This is a genomic window from Photorhabdus khanii NC19 (genome assembly GCF_000517265.1).
GTDB lineage: Bacteria > Pseudomonadota > Gammaproteobacteria > Enterobacterales > Enterobacteriaceae > Photorhabdus > Photorhabdus khanii.
In genome coordinates this window covers 379,819-390,273 of sequence record NZ_AYSJ01000011.1, presented here as the reverse complement: position 1 = coordinate 390,273, position 10,455 = coordinate 379,819, and the positions used below count along the sequence as shown (strand labels likewise).

At 41.5% G+C, this 10,455-nt stretch carries 10 protein-coding genes and 2 pseudogenes; 7 read left to right on the top strand and 5 right to left on the bottom strand.

The window, feature by feature from the left end; genetic code table 11:
* Window positions 1–13: 13 nt before the first annotated feature.
* The 3 genes and pseudogenes from cynR to PTE_RS11455 all read right to left on the bottom strand — a co-directional run bounded on the left by cynR (window position 14) and on the right by PTE_RS11455 (window position 1,838).
* Window positions 14–796, bottom strand: a pseudogene (gene cynR, locus PTE_RS11465) (transcriptional regulator CynR).
* Window positions 797–1,110: 314 nt separating this feature from the next.
* Complete coding sequence (locus PTE_RS11460) at window positions 1,111–1,530, bottom strand: helix-turn-helix domain-containing protein (protein WP_036846457.1); 420 nt, start codon at window positions 1,528–1,530, stop codon at window positions 1,111–1,113.
* Entirely contained in the window at window positions 1,527–1,838 is a 312-nt protein-coding gene (locus tag PTE_RS11455; protein WP_036846456.1) for a type II toxin-antitoxin system HigB family toxin, read from the bottom strand. The genes PTE_RS11460 and PTE_RS11455 overlap by 4 nt, the downstream gene beginning before the upstream one ends.
* Between PTE_RS11455 and PTE_RS25735 the strand changes: the two genes are divergently transcribed.
* Complete coding sequence (locus tag PTE_RS25735) at window positions 1,837–2,019, top strand: hypothetical protein (protein WP_036846454.1); 183 nt, start codon at window positions 1,837–1,839, stop codon at window positions 2,017–2,019. The two genes, PTE_RS11455 and PTE_RS25735, sit on opposite strands and share 2 nt — an antisense overlap.
* Before the next feature lie 338 nt (window positions 2,020–2,357).
* Window positions 2,358–2,828 (top strand): cyanase, encoded by a 471-nt coding sequence (cynS, locus tag PTE_RS11445; protein ID WP_036846445.1) that lies wholly within the window; start codon window positions 2,358–2,360, stop codon window positions 2,826–2,828.
* Window positions 2,829–2,909: 81 nt separating this feature from the next.
* On the opposite strand, the gene PTE_RS11440 is transcribed toward cynS, so the two are convergent.
* Together PTE_RS11440 and PTE_RS11435 are read right to left on the bottom strand one after the other, a co-directional pair.
* The gene (locus PTE_RS11440; protein WP_081738208.1) at window positions 2,910–4,436 is read right to left on the bottom strand and encodes a flavin-containing monooxygenase; all 1,527 of its coding nucleotides are present in this window, start codon (window positions 4,434–4,436) and stop codon (window positions 2,910–2,912) included.
* A 26-nt stretch (window positions 4,437–4,462) separates the two neighbouring features.
* Complete coding sequence (locus tag PTE_RS11435) at window positions 4,463–5,338, bottom strand: alpha/beta fold hydrolase (protein ID WP_036846442.1); 876 nt, start codon at window positions 5,336–5,338, stop codon at window positions 4,463–4,465.
* An 887-nt stretch (window positions 5,339–6,225) separates the two neighbouring features.
* Between PTE_RS11435 and PTE_RS11425 the strand changes: the two genes are divergently transcribed.
* From PTE_RS11425 to PTE_RS11405, 5 genes and pseudogenes are all read left to right on the top strand, one after another.
* A complete protein-coding gene (locus PTE_RS11425) occupies window positions 6,226–6,723 on the top strand; it encodes a hypothetical protein (RefSeq protein ID WP_036846435.1) in 498 nt (165 codons plus the stop codon).
* Window positions 6,723–7,199 (top strand): hypothetical protein, encoded by a 477-nt coding sequence (locus PTE_RS11420; protein ID WP_081738207.1) that lies wholly within the window; start codon window positions 6,723–6,725, stop codon window positions 7,197–7,199. Before PTE_RS11425 ends, PTE_RS11420 begins: the two co-directional genes overlap by 1 nt.
* A gap of 172 nt (window positions 7,200–7,371) precedes the next feature.
* Window positions 7,372–7,581, top strand: coding sequence for a hypothetical protein (locus tag PTE_RS25470; protein ID WP_131601492.1), 210 nt, complete (start codon window positions 7,372–7,374; stop codon window positions 7,579–7,581).
* Window positions 7,582–7,835: 254 nt separating this feature from the next.
* Window positions 7,836–8,936 (top strand): annotated as a pseudogene (locus PTE_RS11415) (ISAs1 family transposase).
* Between the two features lie 36 nt (window positions 8,937–8,972).
* A complete protein-coding gene (locus PTE_RS11405) occupies window positions 8,973–10,142 on the top strand; it encodes an MFS transporter (RefSeq protein ID WP_036846423.1) in 1,170 nt (389 codons plus the stop codon).
* Window positions 10,143–10,455 lie beyond the last annotated feature (313 nt).

The window sequence follows — 10,455 nt, the reverse complement described above, 5'->3', positions numbered from 1 at the left end:
TGTTTTCTGTTTATCAGAAATTATCACTTTCTTGGTGTACATCGAAACGGTGCGTGATCAGATTGGCAAACGCCTGACTCGCAGCGCTTCGATACGCGCCGCTGAGCCACAACAGCACGGCATTGCGCTGCGGTAACGGAGGTTGAATGGCAATGGAATTGAGCCCGGCCTGCTCGTAGGCTATGACATCAGGTAACAAAGTCGCGAGCCGTCCCCGGCGGACAATCTCTACGATTGTGCTGATTGAGTTAGCCTCAATTGCAATGCGCGGCGTGATCCCCTGTCTCTGGAAGTACAAATCGATATGGCTTCGCGTTGCAAAGTCTTTGCTTAATAGCGCTAATCCTTCATGTTCCAGCATCTTCGCTGTCAATGATGTTTGTTGACTGATGAATCAATGCGATTGACCAACGATCAGACTGAGTGTTTCGATGAACAATGGCTCGCTATCAATGTCGGGGGATCGCACCGCTGAAAACGCGATGCCGAGATCGAGTTGGTTCTCCGCTAAAGCTACCTCGATCTGATCTTGCGTCATTTCCTTGATAATCAATGCAATTCCCGGATAGCGTGCGTTGAAACGTTCTACCCAATGGCCGATGAAGTAAGTAGTGAAGGTGGGTGTCATTGCCAGCCTGAGCAATCCACGGCTTAAATCCTGCACATGCAGTGATTCCTCAAGCTGTCTGATTTGTTGTGATAGGGTCGGCTGCGAGACATGAAGTTCCTCTGCGGCGCGAGTGAAGCTCTGATGTTCGGCAATCGCCAGAAGATAACGAATGTGTCGCAGTAGCATGTCAATTAACTATTTGAAAGTAATATGGAAATAATGACAGCCCGATCTTTGAAACTATAGAAAAATTTGCTCATTCTTCACCTGTCAGCTGTCTTATCAGCCACGATGGAGTGAAGACTATAAGGGCTTCCCGAGCATGTCAACACCGGTTTGTCGTTCTGTAGCGGCCCGTTCCGAAGCTAGTGCCGACGCTGGTGGATTTACCAAACGGTGATAGGCCGCTTGCCTGACAATCCGGTAGTAAGGTTTGAACAGAATGAAGACGATAAAAAAAGCCGCATCATTTGCATGGGGCGGCCACGATGACAAAATCATTAGAGAAACAGATCTGGCCTTACGTTGAAGCGCTTGGAAAGCGCTTTAATATGCGCAATCGTTAATGAGCGTTTACCAGATAGAATCTGGCTGACAAGTGATTTGGAACCAATCTCTTCTTTCAGGTCTGAGTAAGAGAGTCCGTATTGATCCATTAACACACGCAGCGCTGCTACACCGGTTGGTATGTCATTTACTGCTTTATTAAATGCAGTAAAACGCTCATTGTTGTTTTCATACTCAGCGATTTTAGCGGCTAGAAAGTCAATCAGTGGGTTTTCATCATCATGTTCAATGAGGTAATCCACCATTGCCAGAGCGTCATTATATGCATCCTCGGAAGTGCTGCTCCCTAAGAAGGGAACCGCAGCTACCAGTACCTTTGTGGCTTCAAGTGCTTTGGTAGGTTCTGCAATCATTCTTTTGTCTCCCGATACTGCTTAGTTAATTTGTCATACTCTGCGTGAGTAGCTATGTGCTTGACGTATAGGCGTTTATTAACAAAATGTATATAGGCAATCATTCGTAAGTTTTGCCCGCCTATGTCTATCACCCACCACTTATTTCTGTACTTGAAATTATCAAGACTAGGGAACTGGTTTCGTAATTCCGCAGGGTTCTCAAAATCTTTTTCTTTTAACTGCTTATACATTGCAATAATTGCATCCGCATCATTTGGGAAATCGCGTGCAGCTTTCTCAAATGGATCTTTGGAAATAACGTGCATGTCACTCACTCAGTTTACATCATGTAAACACTATAGCGTCATCATTTACCGTTTACAAGATGTAAACAACAAAAAAGCCACCCAATTGGTGACCTCTTTCGATGGTGCCTGGATCATTACGTTGTATCTCGTGCCTGTTGTAGTACATCTCATCACTCATGGTTCCAAAATCGACCAATAGTAGGTAGCAAAGTCTATATGCCAGTGCCTGAAATAAAAAGATGTGACTACTGGATTATTAACAAATATGTCGCCGCAGAACGACAATCAACTATTGGAAAATACTATAGAGGTGATAGAAATCCGATCTTTGACGCTATAGATAAATTCGTTCATTCTTCATCCATCAGCTTTCTTATCTATCACGATGGATTTACGACATAGAGGCTGGTTCGATCGATGCACTAGACGGCTTGCTCGGTCAATTTGTGTCGCTTGCGGACCATCCGCATGTTTCTGCAACACAATCCATGTTTCACCACGGCATTTGAATAGCCCATTAATCCAAAGGAAATCGTTATGACACAATCTCAATATTCCCAAACTCCCCGCCAGATCCTTACCGATGCTATCATCGACGCCAAAACACGCAAGAATTTGACGTTTGAGGATATCGCACAAGGAACGGGCCTGAGTCTCGCATTCGTTACTGCTGCGCTGCTAGGCCAGCATCCATTGCCTGCCGACGCCGCGAGAATTGTGGTTGACCGGCTTGAACTTGATGAGAATGCTTTCCTTCTGCTGCAAACTATCCCTGTGCGTGGCAGCATCCCAGGTGGTGTACCGACTGATCCGACTATTTACCGATTCTACGAAATGGTGCAAGTTTACGGCTCAACGTTAAAGGCGTTGGTCCATGAGAAGTTTGGTGATGGCATTATCAGCGCGATTGATTTCAAACTTGATATTAAAAAGGTTGATGACCCTAATGGCGGTTCTCGTGCCGTGATTACGCTCGACGGGAAGTATTTGCCGACCAAACCATTCTAAAGCGATTGTTGGTATCAGCAAGGGAGACAAGTTTTCTCCCTTGCCGTCTCAAAGAATGAATATCCAATTGCTGTTTAAAGCTTATGGGTTAGTGATTTCGGTTGTCGAATGAGACAGATAAGGAGCAGGATCAAATTTGCTATTGTGCTGTCTGAATGTGTGAGCAAAATCAGGCCATATCAGTGTTAAGCGCTTATTTCGGGAATCACGGTACCAGCTTGTACAATTATCTCCAACCCATACTGTGCCATTCATCTGTTCTTGTAATTCGGTGACATAACGATGTTGAGCTTCAGGAGAAACCTCAAGTACGCAGTTGTTATTTTTCCTGCTGTGTTCAATAGCACCGAGAATGTACTCTATTTGAGACTCAATTATGTAAATAATTGAGTTATGAGAAAGTGTTGCATTCGGTCCATTGATAATAAATAGGTTTGGAAAACCTGTCACTGTGGTTGATGCGAAAGCTTCCATGCCTTGGGCCCAGTGATCAGCAAGGCTGAGACCATCACGGCCATGAACCAGGCGGGAATAAGGTGGTTGGGTGGTTTGAAAACCAGTACAAAAGATCAGTACATCAAGTGGGTAACTGTTGCCGGCCACTGAAACTGCATTTTGCCCATCTATACGTTGTAAGGCTGATGTTTCGAGTTTAACGTTATCTCGTAGAAACGTAGGATAATAATTGCTTGCAATCACAAGCCTTTTACAACCCGCTTCATAGCTGGGGGTGAATTTTGCACGTAATTCCGGATCGGGGATTTGCCGTTTAAGGTGATCTGAGGCTATGCGTTTGAATTCTGCAAGATATTGTGGAATAGAACGACGGGATGGGTACAGAGATTCAAAATGCCAGAATATATCTGAACGAACAGCGGGAATAGACTCTGGATCGCGTCGGAAACGCTGTTTCTCACTATCTGAATAACTTCGGTCAGGACGTGGAATAATGTAGGATGGGTTTCGCTGGAAAACAACAAGTTCAGAGACACTTTGAGCCACTTCAGGCACTATCTGAGTTGCTGAAGCACCCGATCCGATGATACCTACTCGCTTACCTTGAAGAGAGACATCATGTTTCCAGCAGGCTGAATGAAAAACTTCCCCAGTAAAGCTGCTCAAACCTTCGATCTGTGGAAGATTTGCATCTGTTAAATGCCCGGTGCCTGTTATCAAGAACCGTCCACTGAAAACACCTGCGGTGGTGATAATTATCCAGCGCTCTTTTTGGTTATCCCAATAGGCTTTTTCAACGTTGGCGCCAAAGTGGATATGAGGCAATAGCCCTTCATCCCTGGCGGTATCCTGAAGATAGGTAAATATTTCATTCCCTGGTGAAAAAACATGAGACCAGTCAGGATTGGGGCGAAATGAGTAAGAATAAAGGTGTGAGGGGACGTCACAGGCTATACCGGGATAAGTATTATCGCGCCAGGTGCCCCCTACATCATCGGCACGTTCGAGAATGAGAAAATTGTGCTGAGATCGGCGCTTAAGCTGGGCTCCCATACCAAGGCCGGCAAAACCTGCGCCGATGATGATAATCTCTGCATCTGTGACCTGCGATATATCTGCTTGTGGATTATGGTCTGGTGTACTTTTATTCATAATAGCTCTCCAAAGCGTAAAAGGGATTATGGCCGGTCAGCGGGAATAATGGTCCCGGCAGGGTAAAGAGAAGGTTCCGTGCAGAACTGGTCAATAGCCAACATCAACTGGGAAGGGCGTTCATAAATGACAGCGTGTCCGGCTGCTATCTCTGTATAGCGTGCATCCGGGATTGCGCCAAAAAGTGCTTTGCTATGGTAGGTGGGTGTTATGTTATCGTGTGTACAGCCAATAATCAGAGTCGTGGCTTTTATCTCAGGAGCAATTTGAGTGATATCAACCCGGGCATCAAGGTCTAGTTGCAACACATCGAATTCCCCCGGATTGATATTTTCAAATCCGGTTGCAGGTGGGTCTGGAACCATATTCACATGACCAGGGACACCAGAAGCACAATACATGACGAATTCTGTAAGAACAGGTGAGTTGGTCTCACATAAATGACGCCAGACAGCAACAAGTCTTTCCATCTGTAAATCTGTTTTCATCCATCCTGCGAGCATCACTAAATTACGAACCAGATCCGGACGTTTAGCGGCAACAGAAGCAGCAACGACTGCGCCCAGAGAATAACCTATCAGTGTGACAGATTCCCCTGGCGCAGCTGTTTCAATAACGGCTTCGACCTGTTTTCCAAGATGTTCAAGAGTAAGGGTTTCGCCTGCTTTCACTGGTTGAGAAAAATCCAGTGATATAACGGCGTGTTTTGTGGCAAGTAGTGGAAATAGATGACAGAAATGCAGCGTTGTATTTCCGCTTGTACCATGCACTAACACCACAGTATTACTCTTGGCATTATCCTTAGTTAGGCCCGGAGGTTTAGCTGTGAAGAACCTGACATCCTTTCCATCTACTTTCACAGTACTTTCATTAACATTAAATTCTTGATCGGATTTATTCATGGCAGTTATATATCTCCCTATAGATATGATCCAATAAAATCCAAATATTGCACTTTATTGGTTATCATGGTTGTCATTATTCTGTCTTGATAGCAATAAGTTCATTGAATAATTATTTTGTTGCTTCTTAAATAAAGTCATAACTAAGTATCAGGCTATTGTCAAACCCATAAAGTTGAAATTGTGCCTATACTTGAATATTTTTATTATAAAATTAAATGCTCGGAATTATTTATTATATTTTAGTGATAAATAATAAAATCGCAAGTTATTAACTATGATGAAATAATTATTACGCTAAGTATATTCTGGAATTAAGAACGCAGAAATGAAAGCTGTTGTTTCTTGTAGCAATAAATGGCATCACATCTTTTATCATTTGAAAGCCAGTTCCTTGAGTGAGGCAGTCAAGTTGGCAAGCCAGAATATGCGTGGCGTTGTTTGCCAACTCAAATTCAGTGTTTATTTCTGCTGTTTATCTCTGGAGATCAATATGATAATAACGCAAGGGCTCTGTCAGGTTGGCCGGATAAAGTATCAAAATATTAAGCCCATATATTGAACTGTTTTCTTAATTTCTTCTTTTACATTGACAGGTTTTCATCCTCATACCATAGTAATTACATCATATAGAGTTTGTTTTCTTTGACCTATTGATTTTCTTGTATTCTCAAATAATTTATTTGATCTATTATTCGGACTTTATTCAGTAATAGTTCATATAATTAAGCAAAACCAGTGATTGAAATAAATTAGAGGTAAATTATCAAGGAAGTGCAATTTTCTCTGTTTTGGAAAAAGACAATTTGGATTCAGATTTAAAAAGCACTATCAGACCATTTTCCGCAGTATTTTGTGATGCTTAACGGACGTTAAGGAGATGAAAAATGTCTAATCAAACTGTGAATGAACAACATCGGCAATATGCGGTGGCAGAAGGTGAAAAACGTGCTATACGCACGATTAAGCTATTTATTTCTCTGGGTTTTATCGCAGAGGCTGGATTTCTTTTAATGAGTTTTATTTTATTTCCCGACAATGGCCCGTTGGTATGGCGTCTGGTATGGGCTCTTGGTTTATGTGGTATCGGCATGGGGGCCGCTGTTGGGGGATTGACTTATTTGCTCTCAGCCCGTTTTATGCCTGGAAGCGCCGGAGCTTATATCATGACCGCAGTGAGTAGCGCTCTGTTTTTCAGTGTTTGCCAGACACTTTGCTGGGGGCTGGATCACAACGTGGGGCTGAATTATTGGGGCTCAATAGAAATGCCGTTGTTGTTCCTGATTAAGGGATACACTGCTGCACTCATTGCTGGCATTTTGGGCAGTTTTCTTCTTAACTCGATAAAAGGTGCAAGATTCCTTGACTGTCTAAAGGTGTTTTAGTGAATAAAGAATCGAGTTTACCCAACAGTTTCGCTATTTCCGTATTTCTGGCTGTGCTGGCTGCATGCCTGAATTTGATATTGTGGCGTGCCGATATTCTGGAAATGGCGCACAACACTGCGCTGAAAGGGTTAATGATTGTTTGGTATATATTGGGCTGGGGTTTTGCTCCAGGTTGCCTGACCGTTCTTACCATCAATTCAATCAGAACAAGATTACCTCAGATGGTGGGGGCGGTGGTCGCCATGCTGATAAGTTTTCTGCTGGTAACGGGGATTTGCGGTTTGGTTTATGCTTACCTGACAAACTCTGCTTTCATGCAGATTGCTATGGGGGGCGAGGCGCATCATCATTCCCAGGTAAGCCAGGGAACTATTCTTGGTTTTATTGCGCAGCTACTACCCAGTTTATGTGCGATCGTTATCTCGATAGTAAATGCTTTTTCGGTGAAAATGGGAAAATGGTTCAAGTTATGAGCCAGCTTCCAAGGCGTAGCTAGTTGACGGTTCTTCTCCCATCTTGTCATGGTGCTCAGATCCCTGACATAAAGCGAAAGGCACTAGGCTCCGGTTTTGTGAATACAAGATTGGGGCTTCTTTTTTATACGTGTTGATATGTAATGCATTTATTAATTCTGGATGTAAATAAATGTGGGCAATGAGATTAATGCGGGAAAAATTATTCAATATTTCATGTGGTATATGTATGTATTTAAATGGTTTTTCAAATACAAGAATAAGGAATATTGGAAAGTTAGAAAAATATGAGTTGGCTCACAATAATAAAATTTTTATTTTAACAGCTAATTTACATGGAGGAATATGTTTGCTTATATTTAGTTTCCCTATCGGGAAATGATTTAATGTTAACCTGAATTTTGAAAGGAGTAATTATTGATTACCAACCTCTGGCTAGATAATATATTTTTTTTCAGCTAGGAAGGTATTAATATGTGTTTATGACTATCCTAATCTGGGTGATAACCAGGGCAAGATCTCACAATTTTAACAAGGTTATTTGGGTTAAATAAAGACCAAAATATAACTTTTTATAGCCACTTCTCTCATTAAAACGTTAAGATCTCTCTATTCTATAAAAGCGTGATCTTAATAATGAGTATTTTCAACTTTATCAGCAAGATAGATGACCCACGTTCTGACATCAATAANANACTGAATTANTGGATATGATTTTTTTAGCCTTCTCCGCTGTATTATGCGGCGCTTCTGGCTGGAAATCGATTCAGGAATTTGGTGAGTTACAGAGCGAGTGGCTTAAACAATACACGCATTTTACTCACGGTATTCCTCGNCGTCACTGTATTGCNAATATTATCAAAATGATAGAGCAAGATGCACTGGTNGAAGCCTTTTATGCCTGGATCAACCNGCNTCGGGNCAGGGCAGGAAAAAGTCTTATCACCATTGATGGAAAAACCCTGAGAGGAACCTGTAAGGGGACATTATTTGAAGCCCTGCATGTGGGCAGTGCTTATGATGTTGAATCCGGTGTAGCCCTATACCATCNGGNACCCGAAANCAAAGGTCAGGAAGGTCCGGTTGCCAAACAANTGATTGAATTACTGGCGCTTGATGGCGCGATTGTCACTCTGGATGCCTTGCATTGNCAGAAAGAAACCCTTGCGTTAATTACTCANCGCGGCGGTGATTTTATTGTGGGTCTCAAAGGCAATCAAAAGACCCTCTATGAATGGGTNAAATCGTATTTTGCTTCGCATTATGAGAGNGATGANCTNGNTGAATTTACGNANAAAAATAACGGTCATGGANGGNCNGAATTTCCGCGTGTNATGCAAATTCCTGCCNTATGGCCTGNNGTNCNNCNNTTCNNGANANATGGNCNTCAATACANTNTGTNATNNNACTGNNCANTNAACGCAANGNGNAAGGCCAACCANCNCATNTTGATNNAGGATGTCAGNANACTTTNTGGCCATTAGATGTGGAGTGGGATCCCCTGGCAATAAGTAACCATTGGTCCGTAGAAAATGATCCACCCAGGATCCCCACATCATCTTTCAGGAAGATGCTATCTAATCACAAGATCCTGATGGTGCAGCACAAAAGGTTATTTTTAAGGTCATAGCTTTAAATGTGATTAAACAAAATACGCGTATAAAAGATAGTCAAGCAGTGGAATGTAGAGGTGTGACTGGGTCAGGAGAATTTGGTAGCCAGCTTATCTTTGATTAAATTAAATACAAAGTGGAATCCCGGGTTTGGTTGCTGATGGATGAGTACGTTCTTTTGTGTGTGTGTGAATTTGCTTGTTATTTTTCTTACGCTCTTTGGCTGCTCATAGCTATATATAGTCTGCATTCTGCGCCATCTGAAATGGGAATATTAGGTGCTTGCTTTGCTATTCCATTTTTGGTGGCAAGTGGATTATTCGGCAAGCTGTTTGACAACGGAAGTATATTAAAATGGAGGATGCTATTGTTCTTTATTAACGGCATTGTCATGCCTTTTTTATCTGTAGCTGATCCAATTATATTTCTTTATGTAATTACATTAATCAAGACAACCTGTCGGTGTGGTCTTGGAATATCAAATACAAAATTGAATGTAGATGATAATGAATCTCAAAGATTTTATGAAATTTATGGATATATTACTAACTTTAGCAGGATAGTCATTCCCTTATTTGTTGTTTATTTAAATACGTACTATGGATTATGGTTTATCTTGTCATTATCAATAATATTTAACTTGGTTGGCATGCTGACATCATACTTTGATAATACTTTTCGGCCTGATGCAAATGGAGGTATAAATTCTACTGCCGTAGAGCATTTCTCACTCATACAGCAATTGAAAAGCAAACCGGATTTATATTTACTTGTTTCGGCCTATACTTTGTCAAACTTAGCCTTTTTTCTTAGCAATGATATGCTTGGTATCTTCTTCGAGAAGATTGGACAAAGTGAAAGTAGCATAGGCTACATAATTTCACTTCTCGGTGTCGGTGGCATAGTAGGGACGCGAATTTCTGGCTGGTTACTGAAAAAGTTGTCAGCTAAGAATCTCCTGTTATTCTCCGTTATGGTTAACTTTGTGGCCTTTTGGGGATTTGGTTTTTTAGACGCAAAAACAAATCATTATGCTACATACTATTTATTAATTTTCTTGGTTGGTATGGCTTCTGGTATGACATTTTTCGCAATCAGATACGGTGTAAGAAATATTATTGGTTTTGAACATGTAGGGAAAGCTACAGGAGGTATACAGAAAATTTCATCTATAGTGGCAATTTTGATGCCAATTATTGGGGGGTATACTGCAAAACTTATTTCTATCGAATTTACTTTCAAATTAACAAGTATCCTGCTTGCAGTGATATTTCTGTATTTTTTATTTAAAAAGTATAAATTAACTGAGAAGAGGAATACGTATGTATAAGCCATTTCATTTTATGTTAACTGTAGAGGTTAACCAGTTAGTCTGATCTGTCGTGAGTCCTTAGGGTAAGTTTCATCAGCTCTTCCATGACGTTCACAATGCGATCTCTTTCATAATAGGTCATACCATCAAACTCGGCCCTGGTTTTAGGTGCCATTTTCTCAATACTGATTGTTCAGAGGTTGCGCCTGATGCTCAGACGAGGGGCGATAAACACTCAAAAAGTTTTGATTGTTGTGTAAGAACGTCAGAAGCCTACAAATAGACGGAGCGATTTAAGCTGCGTTTTTCATATTGTACATAAAGAACAATT